This window comes from Streptomyces sp. NPDC058284 (assembly GCF_042881135.1).
Lineage (GTDB): Bacteria > Actinomycetota > Actinomycetes > Streptomycetales > Streptomycetaceae > Streptomyces.
In genome coordinates this window covers 474,164-493,103 of sequence record NZ_JBHVYE010000001.1, presented here as the reverse complement: position 1 = coordinate 493,103, position 18,940 = coordinate 474,164, and the positions used below count along the sequence as shown (strand labels likewise).

Genomic DNA, 18,940 nt, shown 5'->3' with positions numbered 1-18,940 from the left:
GGCCGAGGCTAGCGTGCGGGGTCAAAATTGGCTAAGCGCTTGCTCGTCAAGGGCTTGTGCACGGTGGAACACGTTCTTAGCATCATTGGTGTTACATCACTTGTGTCATAGCGCTGGGGGCTCAATGGCAGTACCGGGCACGCAAGTTCACGGGCCGCTGGCCGGAGTGCGCGTGGTGGAGCTCGCGGGCATCGGGCCCGGCCCCTTCGCGGCTATGCTCCTCGCCGACCTCGGCGCCGACGTCGTGCGCGTCGACCGCCCGCGCGGGGGCGGCCTCGCGATCGACCCCGCGTATGACGTGACCAACCGCAACAAGCGCTCCGTCGTCGTCGACCTGAAGGCCCCCGACGGCGCGGCCCGCGTCCTCGACCTCGTCGAGCGCGCCGACGTCCTCATCGAGGGGTACCGCCCCGGCGTGGCCGAGCGCCTCGGCGTCGGCCCCGAGGAGTGCCACGCCCGCAATCCGCGGCTCGTCTACGGCCGGATGACCGGCTGGGGACAGGAGGGGCCGCTCGCCCAGCGCGCCGGGCACGACATCGCGTACATCGCCATCACCGGCACCCTCGGCATGATCGGCAACCCCGGTGAGCCGCCCGCGATCCCCGCGAACCTCGTGGGCGACTACGCGGGCGGCTCGCTCTATCTCGTCGTCGGCATCCTCGCGGCACTGCACCACGCGCGCGTGCACGGTGCCGGGCAGGTCGTGGACGCCGCGATCGTGGACGGCGCGGCGCACCTCTCCGCGATGATCCACGGCATGCTCGCGGCCGGCGGCTGGCAGGACCGCCGCGGCGCCAACCTCCTCGACGGCGGCTGCCCCTTCTACGGCAACTACGAGACCGCCGACGGCGGCTACATGGCCGTCGGCTCCCTCGAGCAGCAGTTCTACGACGAGTTCATCGGGCTCCTCGGTCTCGCGGGGACCGCACCCGCCCAGAAGGACCTGGCCCGCTGGGGCGACCTGCGCGAGGCCGTCGCCGCCCGCTTCAAGGAACGTACGCGCGACGAGTGGACGGCCGTCTTCGAGGGCTCCGACGCCTGCGTGGCGCCCGTGCTCTCCCTGCGCGAGGCCCCCGGCCACCCGCATCTCGCGGCGCGCGGCACCTTCGTCGACCACGGCGGCATCACCCAGCCCGCCCCGGCCCCCCGCTTCTCCGCTACCCCGACGCAGGTCCGCACCGGCCCCGCGCAGCCCGGCGCCGACACCGCCGAAGTGGCCCGCGACTGGGACGTACCGGCCCTGGGGGACTCATACCCGTCGGCCTCGAGCCGGCCAAGCTGATCGACACCGTCAATGGCTGGCTCTGAAAGGGGCTCGCCGGTCACCACCGGGGCTCCAGGAGGCCACGTACAGATGAAGCGGCAGATCTTCTCCGCCGAGCACGACGCGTTCCGCGAGACCGTCCGCACCTTCCTCGCCAAGGAGGTGCTCCCGCACTACGAGCAGTGGGAGAAGGACGGCATCGTCTCCCGCGACGCCTGGCTCGCCGCGGGCCGACAGGGGCTGCTCGGCCTCGCCGTCCCCGAGGAGTACGGAGGCGGCGGGAACACCGACTTCCGCTACTCCGCCGTCCTGGCCGAGGAGTTCACCCGCGCGGGCGCCGCCGGGCTCGCGATCGGCCTGCACAACGACATCATCGGCCCGTACCTCACCTCCCTGGCCACGGACGAGCAGAAGCGGCGCTGGCTGCCCGGCTTCTGCACCGGCGAGATCATCACGGCCATCGCGATGACCGAGCCCGGCGCGGGCTCCGACCTCCAGGCCATCCGCACCAGCGCCGAGGACCGCGGCGACCACTGGGTGCTCAACGGCTCCAAGACGTTCATCTCCAACGGCATCCTGGCCGACCTCGTCATCGTCGTCGCCAGGACGTCCCCCGAAGGCGGCGCCCACGGTCTGTCCCTCCTCGTCGTCGAGCGCGGCACGGAAGGGTTCGAGCGCGGCCGCAACCTCGACAAGATCGGCCAGAAGTCCCAGGACACCGCCGAGCTCTTCTTCAACGACGTACGCGTCCCCAAGGAGAACCTCCTCGGCGAGCTCAACGGCGCCTTCGTCCACCTGATGACGAACCTCGCGCAGGAGCGCATGGGTATCGCCGTCGCGGGGATCGCCGCCGCCGAGCACCTCCTGGAGATCACCACGACGTACGTCAAGGAGCGCGAGGCGTTCGGGCGGCCGCTGGCCAAGTTGCAGCACATCCGCTTCGAGGTGGCGGAGATGGCGACCGAGTGCGCGGTCACCCGCACCTTCCTCGACCGGTGCATCGTCGATCACTCGAACGGGGAACTCGACGCCGTGCACGCGTCGATGGCGAAGTGGTGGGCGACCGAACTGCAGAAGCGCGTCGCCGACCGCTGTCTGCAGCTGCACGGCGGGTACGGCTACATGGCCGAGTACCGCGTCGCCAAGGCCTTCACCGACGGACGTATCCAGACGATCTACGGCGGTACGACCGAGATCATGAAGGAGATCATCGGCCGCTCCCTCCTCGGCTGACCTCCGCCCCCGAGAACCGCACCCTCCCGGACACCCGAAAGGCTCACGCGTGACCACCGAAGCGTACGTATACGACGCGATCCGCACCCCGCGCGGACGCGGCAAGGCCAACGGCGCCCTGCACGGCACCAAGCCCATCGACCTCGTCGTCGGCCTCATCCACGAGATCCGGGCCCGCTTCCCCGGCCTCGACCCGGCCGCCATCGACGACATCGTCCTCGGTGTGGTCGGCCCGGTCGGCGACCAGGGCTCCGACATCGCGCGGATCGCCGCCATCGCCGCGGGGCTGCCTGACACCGTGGCCGGCGTCCAGGAGAACCGCTTCTGCGCCTCGGGCCTGGAGGCCGTCAACCTCGCCGCGATGAAGGTCCGTTCCGGCTGGGAGGATCTGGTGCTCGCGGGCGGCGTCGAGTCGATGTCACGGGTGCCGATGGCCTCCGACGGCGGCGCCTGGTTCGCCGACCCGATGACCAACTTCGAGACCAACTTCGCGCCGCAGGGCATCGGCGCCGACCTCATCGCCACCATCGAGGGCTTCTCGCGGCGCGACGTCGACGAGTACGCGGCCCTCTCCCAGGAGCGCGCCGCCGCGGCCTGGAAGGACGGCCGCTTCGGCAGGTCCGTCGTGCCCGTCAAGGACCGCAACGGCCTGGTCGTCCTCGACCACGACGAGCACCTGCGCCCCGGCACCACCGCCGACTCCCTCGCCAAGCTGAAGCCGTCCTTCAAGGACATCGGCGACCTGGGCGGCTTCGACGCGGTCGCGCTGCAGAAGTACCACTGGATCGAGGAGATCGACCACGTCCACCACGCGGGCAACTCCTCCGGCATCGTCGACGGAGCCTCGCTGGTCGCCGTCGGCAGCAAGGAGGTCGGCGAGCGCTACGGCCTCACCCCGCGCGCGCGGATCGTCTCCGCCGCCGTCTCCGGCTCCGAGCCGCTGATCATGCTCACCGGGCCCGCGCCCGCGACCCGCAAGGCGCTCGCCAAGGCCGGTCTGACCATCGACGACATCGACCTCGTCGAGATCAACGAGGCGTTCGCCGCGGTCGTGCTGCGCTTCGTCAAGGACATGGGCCTGTCGCTGGACAAGGTCAACGTCAACGGCGGCGCGATCGCGCTCGGGCATCCGCTCGGGGCGACCGGGGCGATGATCCTCGGGACGCTCGTGGACGAGTTGGAGCGGCGGGATCTGCGGTACGGGCTCGCCACGTTGTGCGTGGGGGGCGGCATGGGCATCGCGACGATCGTCGAGCGGTTGTAAGGGGCCTCGCCGTAGGGGTTCGGGGTGCGTCGCCAACCGCGGGTACGTCGTGGTTGCTCGCGCAGTTCCCCGCGCCCCTGAAAGGCGCACTGCGTGCGCCGCCTCAGGGGCCCGTACCGGGGAAGGCTGCGGCGCAGCCGCATGCCTTCAGGGGCGCGGGGAACTGCGCGACCAGCCCCCACTCGCGGTCAGTCGGCCACGATCCCACGCCATCCTCCCCAGATTCCGCCTGCCACAGACTTCACGGAGAATCAGAAATGACCGAAAGCACAACGATCCGCTGGGAACAGGACGACACCGGCGTCGTCACCCTCGTCCTCGACGACCCCAACCAGTCCGCGAACACCATGAACCAGGCGTTCAAGGACTCCATCGCGGCGATCGCCGACCGCGCGGAGGCCGCCGTCGCGGCCGACAAGGACGCGATCCGCGGCTTCATCTACACCTCCGCGAAGAAGACCTTCTTCGCGGGCGGCGACCTCAAGGACATGATCAAGGTCGGCCCGGAGAACGCCCGGCAGGCGTTCGAGACGGGCAACGCGATCAAGAACTCGCTGCGCCGCATCGAGACCCTGGGCAAGCCCGTCGTCGCCGCCATCAACGGCGCGGCGCTCGGCGGCGGTTACGAGATCGCCCTCGCCTCCCACCACCGCGTCGCCCTGGACGTGTCCGGCTCCAAGATCGGCCTGCCCGAGGTCACCCTCGGCCTGCTCCCGGCCGGCGGCGGCGTCACCCGCACCGTGCGCCTCATGGGCATCACGGACGCGCTCCTGAAGGTGCTCCTCCAGGGCACCCAGTACAACCCGAAGCGCGCCCTGGAGAACGGCCTCGTCCACGAACTGGCGGCCACGCCCGAGGAGATGATCGACAAGGCCCGCGCCTTCATCGACGCCAACCCCGAGTCGCAGCAGCCCTGGGACAAGCCCGGCTACCGCATCCCGGGCGGCACCCCGGCCCATCCGAAGTTCGCGGCGAACCTGCCCGCCTTCCCCGCCAACCTCAAGAAGCAGACGGGGGGCGCCAACTACCCCGCGCCGCGCAACATCCTCGCCGCGGCCGTCGAGGGCTCCCAGGTCGACTTCGAGACCGCGCTGACCATCGAGGCCCGCTACTTCACCGAGCTGGTCACCGGCCAGGTCGCGAAGAACATGATCCAGGCGTTCTTCTTCGACCTCCAGGCCGTCAACTCCGGCGCCAACCGCCCCAAGGGCGTCGAGCCGCGCCAGGTCCGCAAGGTCGCCGTCCTCGGCGCCGGGATGATGGGCGCGGGCATCGCGTACTCATGTGCCCGCGCGGGCATCGAGGTCGTCCTGAAGGACGTCTCCGCCGAGGCCGCGCAGAAGGGCAAGGGCTACTCCGAGAAGCTCTGCGCCAAGGCCGTCCAGCGCGGCCGTACCACCCAGGAGAAGGCGGACGCGCTGCTCGCCCGCATCACGCCGACCGCGGACCCGGGGGCCCTCGCGGGCTGCGACGCCGTGATCGAGGCCGTCTTCGAGGACACCTCGCTCAAGCACAAGGTGTTCCGAGAGGTCCAGGACGTCGTCGAGCCGGACGCGCTGCTCTGCTCCAACACCTCGACGCTGCCGATCACCACCCTGGCCGAAGGGGTCACGCGCCCGGCCGACTTCATCGGCCTGCACTTCTTCTCGCCCGTCGACAAGATGCCGCTCGTCGAGATCATCAAGGGCGAGCGGACGGGCGAGGCGGCGCTGGCCCGCGCCTTCGACCTGGTGCGCCAGATCAACAAGACCCCGATCGTCGTCAACGACTCGCGCGGCTTCTTCACCTCGCGCGTGATCGGGCAGTTCATCAACGAAGGCGTCGCGATGGTCGGCGAGGGCACCGAGCCGGCCTCCGTCGAGCAGGCCGCGGCCCAGGCGGGCTACCCCGCCAAGGTGCTCTCCCTCATGGACGAGCTGACGCTCACCCTGCCCCGCAAGATCCGCAACGAGACGAAGAAGGCCGTCGAGGAGGCGGGCGGCACCTGGGCGGGCCACCCCTCGGACACCGTCATCGACCGCATGGTCGACGAGTTCGGACGCCCGGGCCGGAGCGGGGGGGCGGGCTTCTACGACTACGTGGACGGAAAGCGCGCCAAGCTCTGGCCCGGCCTGCGCGAGCACTTCACCAAGCCGGGGCACGAGATCCCGTTCGAGGACATGCAGGAGAGGATGCTCTTCTCCGAAGCGCTCGACACCGTACGCCTGGTGGAGGAGGGCGTCCTGACGTCGGTCGCCGACGCCAACATCGGCTCCATCCTCGGCATCGGGTTCCCGGGCTGGACGGGCGGCGTGCTGCAGTACATCAACGGCTACGAGGGCGGGCTGCCCGGCTTCGTGGCACGCGCGCGTGAGCTCGCCGAGCGGTACGGGGAGCGGTTCGCGCCGCCCGCGCTGCTGGTCGAGAAGGCGGAGAACGGCGAGAAGTTCAGCGACGGGTGATCCCGCCGCCTTCGGCGGGGGAGTGGCTCAGCCTTCCTTGAGCCACTCCCTCAGCTCCTCCCTGAGCGAGCGCTGGAACGCGGTCACCAGCGCCTGCACCACCATCGGCTGCATGTGCGCCGAGAGCGAGCGCATCGCCGCGACGTGCTCGGGGTCCGACTCGCGCTCGCGGTAGGGGCCCCAGACCTCGTCGCGGAAGAGCCGGGACAGCTCGTGCGCCGCCGAACGCGTGTGCTCCATCAGGACCTTGCGTGCCGCGAGGATCGTCTCGTGCGCGATCGGCACGTCCAGGAGCTGCACCCCCAGGCGCAGCAGCCCCAGGTCCACGCGGTACGTCCCCGGGGTCCCGGTCAAGGCGATCACGCCCATCGCCGCGAGCCGCTCCAGGTCCGCCTCGCCGAGCGTGCGGCCCGCCCTGCGCTCCAGCTCGGCGAGCGGGGCGTCCTCCGCCGAGTCGGGCGCCCACGAGGCCACCACGGCGCGGTGGATGGCCAGATCGTGGGCGCTCAGATCCTCGGGCAACTGCTCCAGGTACCGCTCGATCGCGGCGAGCGTCATGCCCTGGTGCTGCAACTCCTCGATGAGCGCGAGCCGGGACAGGTGCTCCTGGCCGTAATGACCGACACGGCGCGCGCCGATCACCGGCGGCGGCAGCAGCCCCTTGGTGCTGTAGAAGCGGATCGTGCGGACCGTGACGCCCGCGCGCGCGGCCAGTTCGTCGACCGTGAGCTTCGGCTCCTCGGCGTCCGTCGTATGCGCCGTGTCCGTGGCGGCCGTCGTGTCCGTCGTGTCCCTCGTCCCGGTCGTGTCCGTCGTCATCGCGCGCCCTCCCTGACCGGCCGGCTCTCCGGACGTCTCCCCGTCGGTGCAGCGGTCCGGTGCCTGGCCGGGCGTGCATCAATCCGGTGCAACAGTATTGCTGGCACACCAGTGTTGTGAAACCCTCCGGGCCAGTCCCCTGGCCGTCCACGCCCGGCCACTGTGACCGTTCGCGATAGTTGGCGGATGTTCACGGTTGTTGGCGAGTCGGCATCGGAGAGCGATCAACTTACGCAGAGTTACGGACAACTGCGGTGATCCGTGTCGCCTGCGGGGGAGGTCGTGCTGCCCTGGATGGGTGCTCCGTACGACGTCTGTCTTGATCCGGTCTGATTCGTGCGTACTCAGTGATCTGCTCACGCCGTACGTCGGCTTTGCCGAGTTCGAGTCGAGGTTGGTCACGGACGAGGGGTGGCCGCGTCGATGGACAGTGACGTGGCGGGTCGGGGAGGGCAAGGTGACCTGGCCCGTACGCGACATGGCATCGGTGCCGGTGCTGTCGTCCAGGATGATCCGCGGGTTCACGTGGCGAGCTGACCAGGGGCATCGGCCGGGTCTGCAGTTCATGGTGTCTACGGGGCGGCATCACGGGTTCGAGTCGCTGGAAGAGCAACAGCTTCTGGTGGCGCTGGACTACTTCGGGGTCGCTGAAGTCCTGCCGCAGCCGTTCCGCCTCGACTTCGACAGCAGCGAAGGCAAGAGGTGGCACGTCCCGGATTTCCTCGCCGTGATGCCCGACGGAGGGCTGTGGCTGTTCGACGTCCGTCCCGAGCGCCTGATCGGGGACATCGACGCGGTGAAATTCGCTGCAACGGCACGGTCAGCAGATGCCTGTGGCTGGCGCTACTCGGTCGCGGTCGGCTGGCGGCCGCACGTCCACAGCGTGCTCGACCACCTGTCGTCGCAGCGTCGGCCACTGGTCGATCAGCTGGGCCTCCAGCGTGAGCTTGAGGACGCTGCCGAACGCGGGGTGGACAGGTTCGGCGACCTGGTGGAGGCAACACGCCTTCCGGCTGTCGCTCGTGCGCACGCTACTCACCTGCTGTGGTGGCGGAGGTTCGGTGTTGATCTGGGCAGTCCGCTGGGGGACGGCTCGCTGATCTGGCGCGGCCGCGCATCGGCTGGAGGGCCGTGATGGCTACGGGGCACGGTCTGCTGGACATGGAAATCGGCAGCGTCCTGCAGTTGAACGGCGTCGAGTGGACCGTGACGGCGGCGGAGCCCCAGTTCAGCCGGTTCGTTCTGACGGATGGTGAGGGCCGGGAGGAGACGAGGTCGATCCGCTGGCTGATCCACCACGCGGATGCGAGGGTCGTGGCGAACCGGCCGACGACGTTCGTGCCGGTCGGACGGCAGGCGAGGTCGCTGGCCGACCTGACCGAAGGACAGCTCAAACGGGCTCGGATCAGGGCCGAGCACCTGCTGGAGGCGGAGACCGGCTTCCGGGACGGCCGGGCCGACCGGGCACGCCCCGGTGAACCACGTCCTGCCTACGACCCCGAGCGGACGTCGCTGAGCGAGCGCCGGCGGGCGAAGGCGGCCGAGTTGAAGGCCATGCCTCGCCACGAGGCCGAGATGCTGGGGCTTCAGTTCATGAGTGAGCGAACCCTGGAGCGTCTGTCCGCGAAATCAGGAGACAGCCTGCTACTGGCCTGCGCAGACGGCCGCTGGACCCGCCGCAGCGGGGGCCATCCCAGCATCACCGAGGAGGTCCGCAAAGCGATCTTCGCGGTGAAGAGGGAGTGCAGATACCGGTCGTCGATCACCATGGCCGCCCGGCATCGACTGGTGCACCAGTACATCCGGGAGACCTTCCCCTCCTTTGCCGTCAAGGACATCCCGTCGCGGATCACCTTGATGCGGGTTTGGAAGGAGTGGTTCGGAAGCGGCGGGGCCCGGGCCCGTTACGCTCGCTCGGCCGAGGATGCCGAGGACGCGGACGTCGGACAGCGCCTGGTCGTCCACCGCCCGGGGCAGGTGATCGCGCTGGACTCCACGCCGCTGCCGGTCAAGTTGCGGGAGAGCGTGTTCGGCGAGGCGGTGTCGGCGACCCTGACGCTGGGGCTCGATCTCTACACGCACTCCGCCCCAGCTTTCCGGCTGACGCTGGAGTCCGATACATCGGTCGACGTCGCGATGCTGCTCAGAGACGTGATGCTGCCCCTGCCGATGCGGGAGGGCTGGGGCCAGGACATGGAATGGCCCTATCCCGGGGTGCCGTCCGAGGTGATCGCGGAGTTCGCCGGACACGACGTCGCAGCCCTGCCGTTCTTCAAACCAGAGACGGTGACCACCGATCACGGAAGCGTCTACAAGAACCACGACCTGGTGGAGGCGGAACGAAGCCTGGGCTGCAACATCCTTCCGGCCCGCGCTTTTCGGGCCAGCGACAAATTCGCCGTCGAGCGAGCGTTCTCCGCGTTCAAGACCATGCTGTTCGAACATCTGCTGGGTTTCACCGGCACGGACGTCGCTGACCGCGGCGCCGATCCAGAGGCCGATGCGGTGATGACCTGCTCGCAGATGGAGCACGTTATCGCGACCTGGATCGTGAAGGTCTGGCAAAACCACCGGCTCGGTGAATACGCGCCTTCCTGGGGACCGGAAGAGGACCACAGTCCCAACTCGCTGTTCGCCGCGGCCATGCACCAAGGCGGCTGGTCGATGCAGATTCCCGGTCCCGAGCTCTACTACAAGGTCTTGCCCGAGCATCACGTCCGAGTCCACCCCCGCCGCGGAGTGAAGATCCTGGGACTTTGGTACTTCGCCGACCTTCTGCAGGAGCCCCGGTTCCTGCGGCCCTCGGGACGGGGCGGCACGCACGCCAGTGATTGGGTCGTCCGCAGCGACCGGCGGGACCGGCGCCGCGTCTTTTTCCAGGATCCGGACGATCACGAGACCTGGCACGTCCTTCGATGGACCGGACTTCCCCCAGAAGGCGAAGTCCCTGCCTTCTCCGACAAGACGGCAGCCGAAGTACTGGCCACCGCGCGTCAACGCCGGCTCGCGCCCCGCTCGGACGCTGAACTCCTACCGCTGCTGCTGGAGATCCTCGGCGAGGCGGCACCCGTCGATCAGTGGCCGACCCAGCGCGACGAAAACCAGGCGAAGGGGAAGGCTGCGAGGAAGAAGTCACAGAAGCGAGCCCGCGTCGCCCGCTCGCGCGAGATCGCCCGCGCTGAGACCGCAGCTGCCGACCGGATCGCGGGCCGGGCTGCCGAGGCGGACGACTGGCAGCACCAAGCCCGCACGGTCGGGCAGGCCGTCACCGCCGACCGGCGCCGCCGCCGTGAGGCAGCCGTCACTGCTGACACATCCGTCCCCCGGCTCCTGAACGAATCGCTCAAAAGCCGCCACCTGTTCCTGATGCCGCCCGCGCTGGAGGACGACGACGAAGCGGATGAGGACGAGGTCGACCCTGAGGAGAACGTGTGAGGCTCGACGACCTCTCGGCAGGGCGGCTGGACGGCCTGCCCTCCCGCCGCCAGATCGCCGCCATGATCCTCGGCCCCGAGTCGCACCGGCACACCTTCACCGGCTGGCAGCACTATCGCACCACCCGCGACCAGTTCATCCCGCCGCCCAGACTCACCGTCAGGCAATACAAGATGCTGCCGGACGACAGACGCTCCGACTACGACGTCTACCGGCGCCTGACCAACGTGAATCTTCCGGTCCAGGAAACGCCGATGCTCGAAGGCGTGACGCGGCTGATCGACCGGCGCCTTCAGGGCAACACCCTTCGCCGCAACAGCCCCACGATGCCGGGCGTGATGGTCAGCGGCTGGGGCAACCACGGCAAGACCGCCACGGTCTGCTCGGTTGCCGCGGCCTTCGAGGACCAGTGGCTGGACTTCCACCACCACCTCAACCCCGACTCCGTCCCAGGCACGGCAGACCTGCACGCACCAGTCGTCTATGTCCAAACGCCCGTCACTGCCACCCCGAAGAGCCTCTGCGAGTCGATCCTGAACTTCTTCGGTCCCGAACGCTGGAAGTTCACGCTCCCTCAGCTGATCCAACTGGTCGCTGACTGCCTGCGAGACCACGGGGTCAAAGTCCTGATCATCGACGACATCAACCGACTGCGGATGCACCGCGCTGATGATCAGGACGTTCTGGACCTGATCCGGGCCCTGATGAGCTTCAACGTCACGCTCATTCTCACCGGGGTCAACATCCCCGGCACCGGCCTGCTGCGGGAAGCTCACTTCAGCCGCCAAAATCGTCAATGGGTGTTGCCTCCGCTGGAGACAACACGCGTCCACGGCCTCGAAGTCACGCAGATCGAGCGCCGTTTCGAACTCGTGGAACTCGACCGCTTCGCCTACCGCACAGCCGATGAAATCCAGGCATTCGTGAAACACCTACGCGGAGCCGAGGCCCACCTGCGGCTCCTGAAGGCGAAGAAGGGGATGCTCACGAACGGCTCGATGCCCGAATACCTCATGAACCGCACCAACGGTGTCATCGGTCTCCTCGGCCGACTCCTCGAGGAAGGCGCCCAGGAAGCCATGGCCACCGGCAAAGAGAACATCACCGAGAGCCTGCTCGACGAGATCATCGTGGGCCGGGACGTTCCCGCAGAGGAGACCGGTCCTGCACCGGCAGCGACCCCAGCCGAGCCGGCCGACAGCAAGAAGGACACCAGGAAGCCACGGAAGTCACGGAATACCGTCTTCGACGACCGAGGTCCCCGCCTTGACCCGGAAACCCCGGCTGAGGCGGCGAGTTGATGCAGAGTCCGCCCACCGAACCGATACCCCGAAGTCTCGTTCCACTGCCGGGAGAGAGCCTGGCGGGGTTCATCCTGCGACTGTCTCACCGCCTGCAGGTCGCGCCCAGCAGCGTCACCTGGCGCACGGGCCTCACCCCGCATCGCAATGCGAGCGGCATGTCCCCTGTCCGTCACCTGCTCATGATGGAGGCATTCGAGGCCTCTGCGTTCGCGCATGTCACCCGCATGTCCACGGCAACCGCCGAGCGCCTCACTCTGCTGCCCTTCCACCGCCGCTATCCGCCACTTGCAGAGGCCCTCACACGACAGCCGGGAGACACCCCCCGACCACGAAGGGTCTTTCCCGCCTGGCTCCTTATCGGGGCCACCCGCTATTGCCCGGCCTGCCTCAAGGGGAACGGGTCCGTGATCCAGGAACGACACGGAGGCACATGGCACCTGCTCTGGCACCTTCCGGTCGTCTTCGCCTGCTTGGAGCACCAAGTCCTGCTCCAAGACACGTGCCCCGCCTGCCAGCACCCCGCCCAGAGCCGGCATCCCGAGGCTCGACTCAAACTCGTGCCGTCTCCGGCCACAGCAGGGCTTCACCCGCTGCAGTGCCGCAACAGCACCATCTCCACCGGCCCGCGACGAGACTTCTGCGGCCACCGGTTCGACGACAGCAGCAATTTGCACCAGATCGAACTCGGGCCTGACCAGACTGAGTTGCAGCGCCAGATTCTCGACTGGCTCGGCCCATCAACGGCCCCGCAGACTGCCTTCCACAAGTTCGCGGACCTTCAGATCATGGCAGTGATCATCAACGCGACCTTGCCGCACAGCGCACACGCAGCCGACCTTCCGCCCGCACTGGCGTCAGCCCTCGACGCACATCAGGCCGCCCAGCAACGGGCCGCCGAGTCAGTGGGCGCTTCGCCTCCCCACCGCGGGAGCCGCCACCCCAGCCTCTGGAGCACAGAGCCGGCATCCTCAGCAGCCACGGCCGCCTTGCTCACCATCGCTCACGCCTACGTCCGGCAGCCCCTTCCCCAACTGCGGGAAACTCTGACAGCCCTGCTTGAACACGCACCGGAAACCGCCGATCGCCGCTGGGGAGCGGCATGGTCGACACTGCAGCGCGACGCGTCCCCGCTGATCCGGCACGAGATCGAGAACGCCTTCAGACGGCGCTTCCCCATCCAACGGCCCCCCGGCTGGTCCGACCAGGCCGACAGGACCATCTGCCTCATCCCGGTTCGCGCCCGCGGCTATCGCGCCGAGCACATCCCGCAACACCTCTCCGACGAGTGGTTCGTCCTCCTCAGCCGGGCGTCCCGCCCGAAGCCGCTGCCGCAGTCGTCTCACTCCATCTGGCTGCGAAGAGCGGCCGCAGTCCAACTCGTCCAGGCCGACACCGGCATGCGCATGGACGAAGCAGCTCGGTTTCTCGGCATCCCCTCCCACTGGATCGGTCCGTTCCCCGCGCCACTACAGCCACTCCGTCTGATCTTCCGGAAGAAGCCCTACGACATGCCCGGCGCACTTGAACAGCTTGCCGAGCACATCGCATCGCTCGCGTCTCCGATCAACTACCGGAAACGCCGGGAGACCTTCAGATCCTGGAACCTCTCCGCCGCCTCTTGGCGAAGAATCCGCCGGTCCATCCCCACAGCCAACTGGATTGACCAGTCCGGCGACCGCGAACGTCGGCTTCGTGAGTGCTCCTCCGCCTTCACCTGGGCACTTCTGACGGGCAGCGAGTGGCGGCTCGCGCCGTGCTTCCAGCCGCCCCTCTCCCCGCTTTCGAGGATCATCACAGACACGGAGAAGAAGATCCTCAGAGACCTTTCGAGTTCGACGGAAAGTGCCCACACTGAGCTGGCAGGGCTACTGCACCGAACAGCCGAGGAGATCCTCACAAGCATCAGCGGTAACTCTCTGTGAACAACTGGGACCTGTGGGCGCCAACAAACGTGAACGATCCCCGCCAACTAGGTTGAACAGTCTCTCGATGACCAGCGCAGATCCTTCAGCCCATACGCCAACTATCGCGAACGGTCACAGCCACCCGCTCCTCACGCACCCGTCCGCTCACGCACAGCCGATGGCGCCAGGAGGCGGTCATGACCACGACCCCGCGACTCCCCGAGGACCCCGCCGAGCTCACGCTCCCCGCCCTGCTGCTCCGCGCCGCCGAGGACCACGGAGATCTCCCCGCGCTCTCCTGGCGGGCGGGCGGCGCGTGGTCGACGCTCACCTGGCGCGAGGTGCGCCGCGAAGTCGCCGTTCTCGCCGCCGGATACGGCGCGCTCGGGGTGCGGCGCGGCGAGCACGTCCTGATGATGATGGGCAACCGCCCCGAGCACTGGCTCGGCGACCTCGCCCTGGTGCACCTCGGCGCCGTCCCCGTCACCGTGTACAGCACCGCGGCCCCCGAGCAGGTCGCCCACGTCGCCCGGCACAGCCGCGCCCGCCTCGCGATCGTCGAGGGCGCCCGCGAACTCCCGCGCTGGGAGCCGCTGCTCGCGGACGGCACGGTCCCGCTGGAGCGCCTCGTCGTCGTGGAGGGAGCCGATGCGGGCGGGCACCACGCCCACGGCTCCCTGCGCGCCACCGGCGCCCGTCTCCTCGACCCCGAGGCCTTCGAGAGGTCCTGGCGCGAGAGCCGGCCCGGCGACGCGCTCACCGTCGTCTACACCTCGGGCACCACCGGCGACCCCAAGGGCGTCCGCCTCACCCACCGCAACGTCCTCGTCGGCGGCATCGCCCTGGACGGCGTCGTCGACTTCCCCGACCACGCCGGGCACCTCTGCTACCTGCCCTTCGCGCACGTCGCGGAGCGCCTGCTCGGCATCTACCTGCCGGTGCTGCGCGCCGCCCACGTCTACCTGTGCGCGGACCCCGCCCAGGTGGCGGCCACCGCGCGCGAACTGCACCCCGTCCAGTTCTTCGGCGTCCCGCGCGTGTGGGAGAAGCTCGCCGCGTCCGTACGGGCCGCGCTCGCCGCGCTGCCCGAGGAGCGGCGCCGTGCCGTCGAGGCGGCGAACGGGACGGCGCGCGCCCACGTCGCCTGCCGCGAGCGCGGCGAGGAGCCCACCGCGGAGCTGCGCACCGCGTACGAGGAGGCCAGACGGGAGGTGCTCGACCCGCTGCTCGCGCTCGCGGGGTTCGACCGGCTGGTGTGGACGGCGAGCGCGTCGGCGCCGATGCCGCTGGACGTGTCCAGGTTCTGGGCCGGCTTCGGGCTGGTGATCATGGACGCGTGGGGGCTCACCGAGACCTCAGGCGTGGTCACGACGAACCGCCCCGACGCGTTCAGGCTCGGGTCGGTCGGCCGTCCCCTGGAAGGCCTCGGCCTACGCATCGCCGACGACGGCGAGATCCTGGTGCGCGGCGCGACGGTCTTCGCGGGTTACCTGCGGCCCGACGGCGGCGTCGACAGCGCCTGCGACGCGGACGGCTGGTTCGCCACCGGCGACATCGGGCGGCTCGACGAGGACGGCTACCTCTGGCTCACCGACCGCAAGAAGGAAATGATCGTGACGTCGACGGGCAAGAACGTCTCGCCCGCCCTCGTCGAGAACGCGCTCAAGGAGCACCCGCTGATCGGGCAGGCACTCGTCCACGGGGACGGCCGTTCCTATCTGGTGGCGCTGCTCGTCCTCGACCCCGACCTCGCGCCCCTCTGGGCCGCCGCGCGGGGGATCGAGGGGGACCTGGCCGCCCACGAGGCCGTACGGGAAGAGGTGGCGCGCGCCGTGGCGACTGCCAACGCGCGCTTGAACCGCACCGAGCAGATCAAGCGCTACCGCCTGCTCGCGGAGGAGTGGGGTCCTGAGACCGGCGAGCTGACGCCGTCCCTGAAGCTCCGCCGCCGGGTGATCCGGGACAAGTACCAGCAGGTCATCGATGCTCTGTACACCCCCTGACCAGCATGTGAGAAGTTCCGCTATGTGACGTGCGCCACCGCGTGGGGCGGGGTGTGTGGGGGAAGGTGTCCCGTCGGTCCGCGCGCACGTCAGGGGTGTCGCGGGCCGGAGCACATCCGGACCCCGGAGTTTTTCGGGCACCAGAGAGTAGATCCCCCCGTGAGCAAGGAAGCCGTAGATTCGGCCGCCCCGGACGCATCCCGCACAGCTGCGTCCCAGGCCCCCGCGGACGCGGGCGACGCCGGTTACAGCAAGGACCTCAAGGCCCGCCACGTCAACATGATCGCGATCGGCGGCGCGATCGGCACCGGCCTGTTCCTGGGGGCGGGTGGCCGCCTCCACTCGGCGGGCCCCGCGCTCGCCCTCGCGTACCTCGTGTGCGGAATCTTCGCGTTTTTCGTGGTCAGGGCGCTCGGTGAGATGGTCCTCTACCGGCCGTCGTCCGGTTCCTTCGTGTCGTACGCGCGTGAGTTCCTCGGCGAGAAGGGCGCGTTCTTCGCCGGTTGGATGTACTTCCTCAACTGGTCGACCACCTGCATCGCCGACATCACGGCGATCGCGCTCTACACCCACTACTGGAGCTTCTTCACCGACATACCCCAGTGGGTGCTCGCGCTGATCGCCCTCGCGGTCGTGCTCTCGGTGAACCTCGTCTCGGTGAAGTACTTCGGCGAGATGGAGTTCTGGTTCTCGATCATCAAGGTCGCCGCACTGAGCGCCTTCATGATCATCGGCATCTACCTGCTTGCCAGCCAGCACAAGGTGGGCGGCGAGACGCCGGGCCTCAACATGATCACCGACCACGGCGGCCTCATGCCGAACGGTGTGATGCCGGTCGTGATCGTGATGCAGGGCGTCGTCTTCGCGTACGCCTCGCTGGAACTGGTCGGCGTCGCGGCGGGCGAGACCGCCGAGCCGCACAAGATCGTCCCGCGCGCGGTGAACTCGATCATGTGGCGCGTCGGCGTCTTCTACGTCGGCTCCGTGGTCCTGCTCGCGCTGCTGCTCCCGGGCGTGGTGTACACGGCCGACCAGAGCCCGTTCGTGACGGTCCTGTCCAAGATCGGCGTCCCGGCCGCCGGTGACGTGATGAACTTCGTGGTCCTCACCGCGGCCATGTCCTCGCTCAACTCCGGCCTGTACTCCACCGGCCGCATCCTGCGCTCGATGGCGATGTCGGGCTCCGCCCCGCGGTTCACGGCCAGGATGAACCGCAACCAGGTGCCCTACGGCGGCATCCTGCTCACCGCCTCCCTCGGCGTCGTCGGCGTCGGCCTCAACCGGGTGGTCCCCGGCAAGGCCTTCGAGATCGTCCTGAACGTGGCGTCGCTCGGCATCATCGGCACCTGGATCACGATCATGGTCTGCCACCTGGCGTTCGTGCGCAGCGCCAAGCGCGGCGAGATCACCCGGCCCAAGTTCCAGCTCCCGTTCAGCGGCGTCACCGAGTACGTGACGATCGCGTTCCTGCTCGCCGTCCTCTGCCTGATGTGGAAGGACGCCGAGGTCGGCCGCAAGACGCTGTTCCTGATCCCGGTCGTGGGCCTCGCCCTGGTCGCGGGCTGGTTCGGCGTGCGGCGCCGGGTCGGACGCGAGGCGCAGAGCCTCACGGAGCCGCGGGACCGGTAGCCGGTCACGGCAACAGAGGGCCACGGTCAGTGGCAGCCCACGGTGGCGTCATGTCGGAGATCACGTATGTCCGAGGTGGCGCCACCGCGCCGTTCGGTGCGTGCGCCGAGGGCGCGTCCGGGCCCCGGGGCGCGGGCGGGCGTTCAAAGGCAGGCGCTAACCGACCCGCAGGTGTGCGTTGTCGCGCACGGATGAGCGGGTAGAGCACCGGCATGCAACCCATCCCCGTGGAACTCGGGCCGATCGGCCCGAAGGCCCAGGAACTGGCGGTCGCCGTCGTCCTGTGCGGCGCCCTCTGTCTCCTCGCCGGACGCCTCCTGCCGCGCGCCGGCCGCGCCCTCGAAGGACGGGGGCCGGTCCGCACGGACGCAGGGGGCGATACGGAGGCCCGGCAGAGGTTGCTCTCCGAACCCCGTCGCGAGAGCGCGCACGTCGGGCGGCCCGCGCGGGAGACGGTCGGCGTGGCGAGCGACGGGGCTCTCGCCACCGGGCAGGCCAGGGGAGAGGCGGAGCGCGCCGAGGCCGAGGCCGAACTGCGCGGCCAGGTCTCCGAGTGGGCGTCCGAGCTGGCGAGCCGCATCGCGTCGGAGCCGCTGACGGGGCTGCCCGTGACACCGTTCACGGGAGCGCTCCCGGAGCTGCCGCCGGTGCCGGACACCGGCGCCTCCGTGGCGCCGGGCGGCGAGCCGGGCATCCTGTGGAGCCACGAGCCGGACGACCCGCCCGCTGCCGATCCGACAGGTTCCGGTCGCTAGACCTACCCATTCGCGCCCTCGCCCGCCGGGCCCCCTGGCGGTTCCACCCGCACCCGCGGAGACTCGGCGGCATGGACGTCATGGTGTCGGTCAAGGACGGTGAAGTGTGGGCGCAGGACTCAGGCGACCCGGGCGGCGCGGACGGCGCGGGCCTCCCGCTGGTCCTGCTGCACCCGGGGGTCGGCGACTCCCGCATCTGGGACGGCATCCTCCCGAGCCTCACGGCACGGCACCGGGTGATCCGCTACGACGCGCGGGGGTACGGCAGGTCGCCGGCCCCGACCGCCCCGTACTCCCTGGTCGAAGACCTGATCGCCGTCCTCGACCACTTCGGGGTGGCCCGCGCCGTCATCGCCGCGTCGAGCATGGGCGGTGCGACGGCCCTGAGCCTCGCGCTCCGCGATCCGGCACGGGTGGCGAGCCTTGCCCTGCTGGTGCCGGGCGTCACCGGCGCCGACGAGCTCGTTCCCGCGGCGTTCATGGCCGAGATCGGCAGGCTCGCCGAGGCGGGCGACGTGGACGGCATCGTGGCGCTGCTGAGGCGCACCTCGGGCGCCGCGGGGACCGGTGACGACCCGGAGGTCGAGGCGCATCTGCGGGCGGTGGTCCCGGCGTGGTTCGCCAACGTCCCCCACAACAGGCCCGACCCGCCCGCCTACGACCGGCTCGGCGAGCTCGACGTGCCGTGCGTCCTCGCCATCGGCGAGCTCGACCAGCCCGAGGTGATCCACGTGAACGAGACGATGGCGCGGCGCATCCCCGGCTGCCGCACGGTGCGCCTCGCGCACAGCGACCACTTCCCGACGGTGCGGGAGCCGGACGCGACCCTCGACGTCATCCTGGGCGCGTACGCCGCGGCGCGCTGAGAGCCTGTCTTTGAATCCCCGTC

General features: G+C 69.6%; 13 protein-coding genes and 1 pseudogene. 13 read left to right on the top strand and 1 reads right to left on the bottom strand.

What is annotated here, in order from left to right:
• The first annotated feature begins 124 nt into the window (after positions 1-124).
• From ACFVYR_RS01845 to ACFVYR_RS01830, 4 genes are all read left to right on the top strand, one after another.
• Positions 125-1,282: a CaiB/BaiF CoA transferase family protein gene (locus tag ACFVYR_RS01845; RefSeq protein ID WP_384247587.1), complete on the top strand. Its 1,158-nt coding sequence runs from the start codon at positions 125-127 to the stop codon at positions 1,280-1,282.
• A 72-nt stretch (positions 1,283-1,354) separates the two neighbouring features.
• The gene (locus ACFVYR_RS01840; protein ID WP_384247585.1) at positions 1,355-2,497 is read left to right on the top strand and encodes an acyl-CoA dehydrogenase family protein; all 1,143 of its coding nucleotides are present in this window, start codon (positions 1,355-1,357) and stop codon (positions 2,495-2,497) included.
• Between the two features lie 49 nt (positions 2,498-2,546).
• Positions 2,547-3,761: an acetyl-CoA C-acetyltransferase gene (locus ACFVYR_RS01835; RefSeq protein WP_384247584.1), complete on the top strand. Its 1,215-nt coding sequence runs from the start codon at positions 2,547-2,549 to the stop codon at positions 3,759-3,761.
• Between the two features lie 257 nt (positions 3,762-4,018).
• Complete coding sequence (locus ACFVYR_RS01830; RefSeq protein WP_384247582.1) at positions 4,019-6,202, top strand: 3-hydroxyacyl-CoA dehydrogenase NAD-binding domain-containing protein; 2,184 nt, start codon at positions 4,019-4,021, stop codon at positions 6,200-6,202.
• A gap of 27 nt (positions 6,203-6,229) precedes the next feature.
• On the opposite strand, the gene ACFVYR_RS01825 is transcribed toward ACFVYR_RS01830, so the two are convergent.
• The gene (locus tag ACFVYR_RS01825) at positions 6,230-7,021 is read right to left on the bottom strand and encodes a MerR family transcriptional regulator (protein ID WP_384247581.1); all 792 of its coding nucleotides are present in this window, start codon (positions 7,019-7,021) and stop codon (positions 6,230-6,232) included.
• A 457-nt stretch (positions 7,022-7,478) separates the two neighbouring features.
• On the opposite strand from ACFVYR_RS01825, the gene ACFVYR_RS01820 reads away from it, so the two are divergent.
• The 9 genes and pseudogenes from ACFVYR_RS01820 to ACFVYR_RS01780 all read left to right on the top strand — a co-directional run bounded on the left by ACFVYR_RS01820 (position 7,479) and on the right by ACFVYR_RS01780 (position 18,917).
• Positions 7,479-8,156 carry a TnsA-like heteromeric transposase endonuclease subunit gene (locus ACFVYR_RS01820; protein WP_384247580.1) on the top strand — a complete coding sequence of 226 codons (678 nt, stop codon included), beginning with the start codon at positions 7,479-7,481 and terminating at the stop codon, positions 8,154-8,156.
• 26 nt (positions 8,157-8,182) lie between these two features.
• On the top strand, positions 8,183-10,456 hold the full coding sequence (locus tag ACFVYR_RS01815) for a transposase (protein ID WP_384247578.1): 2,274 nt from the start codon (positions 8,183-8,185) through the stop codon (positions 10,454-10,456).
• Complete coding sequence (locus ACFVYR_RS01810) at positions 10,453-11,757, top strand: TniB family NTP-binding protein (RefSeq protein WP_384247576.1); 1,305 nt, start codon at positions 10,453-10,455, stop codon at positions 11,755-11,757. The genes ACFVYR_RS01815 and ACFVYR_RS01810 overlap by 4 nt, the downstream gene beginning before the upstream one ends.
• A pseudogene (locus tag ACFVYR_RS01805) lies at positions 11,757-12,239 on the top strand (TniQ family protein); the annotation flags it as partial. The gene ACFVYR_RS01810 and the pseudogene ACFVYR_RS01805, both read left to right, overlap by 1 nt.
• A 78-nt stretch (positions 12,240-12,317) precedes the next feature.
• On the top strand, positions 12,318-13,682 hold the full coding sequence (locus ACFVYR_RS01800) for a hypothetical protein (RefSeq protein ID WP_384248033.1): 1,365 nt from the start codon (positions 12,318-12,320) through the stop codon (positions 13,680-13,682).
• Between the two features lie 179 nt (positions 13,683-13,861).
• Positions 13,862-15,667 (top strand): AMP-dependent synthetase/ligase, encoded by a 1,806-nt coding sequence (locus ACFVYR_RS01795; protein ID WP_384247574.1) that lies wholly within the window; start codon positions 13,862-13,864, stop codon positions 15,665-15,667.
• 159 nt (positions 15,668-15,826) lie between these two features.
• Positions 15,827-17,296, top strand: a complete 1,470-nt coding sequence (locus tag ACFVYR_RS01790) for an amino acid permease (RefSeq protein ID WP_384247572.1) — start codon at positions 15,827-15,829, stop codon at positions 17,294-17,296.
• 212 nt (positions 17,297-17,508) lie between these two features.
• On the top strand, positions 17,509-18,051 hold the full coding sequence (locus ACFVYR_RS01785) for a hypothetical protein (RefSeq protein ID WP_384247570.1): 543 nt from the start codon (positions 17,509-17,511) through the stop codon (positions 18,049-18,051).
• Between the two features lie 71 nt (positions 18,052-18,122).
• Positions 18,123-18,917, top strand: coding sequence for an alpha/beta fold hydrolase (locus ACFVYR_RS01780; protein ID WP_384247568.1), 795 nt, complete (start codon positions 18,123-18,125; stop codon positions 18,915-18,917).
• The last annotated feature ends 23 nt before the right edge of the window (positions 18,918-18,940 follow it).

Excerpts from the sequence above, each read along its gene's own strand:
- ACFVYR_RS01845 (WP_384247587.1), top strand. The coding sequence starts at position 125 with ATGGCAGTACCGGGCACGCAAGTTCACGGGCCGCTGGCCGGAGTGCGC.
- ACFVYR_RS01840 (WP_384247585.1), top strand. The coding sequence starts at position 1,355 with ATGAAGCGGCAGATCTTCTCCGCCGAGCACGACGCGTTCCGCGAGACC.
- ACFVYR_RS01830 (WP_384247582.1), top strand. The coding sequence starts at position 4,019 with ATGACCGAAAGCACAACGATCCGCTGGGAACAGGACGACACCGGCGTC.
- ACFVYR_RS01825 (WP_384247581.1), bottom strand. The coding sequence starts at position 7,021 with ATGACGACGGACACGACCGGGACGAGGGACACGACGGACACGACGGCC.
- ACFVYR_RS01815 (WP_384247578.1), top strand. The coding sequence starts at position 8,183 with ATGGAAATCGGCAGCGTCCTGCAGTTGAACGGCGTCGAGTGGACCGTG.
- ACFVYR_RS01795 (WP_384247574.1), top strand. The coding sequence starts at position 13,862 with ATGACCACGACCCCGCGACTCCCCGAGGACCCCGCCGAGCTCACGCTC.
- ACFVYR_RS01785 (WP_384247570.1), top strand. The coding sequence starts at position 17,509 with ATGCAACCCATCCCCGTGGAACTCGGGCCGATCGGCCCGAAGGCCCAG.
- ACFVYR_RS01780 (WP_384247568.1), top strand. The coding sequence starts at position 18,123 with ATGGACGTCATGGTGTCGGTCAAGGACGGTGAAGTGTGGGCGCAGGAC.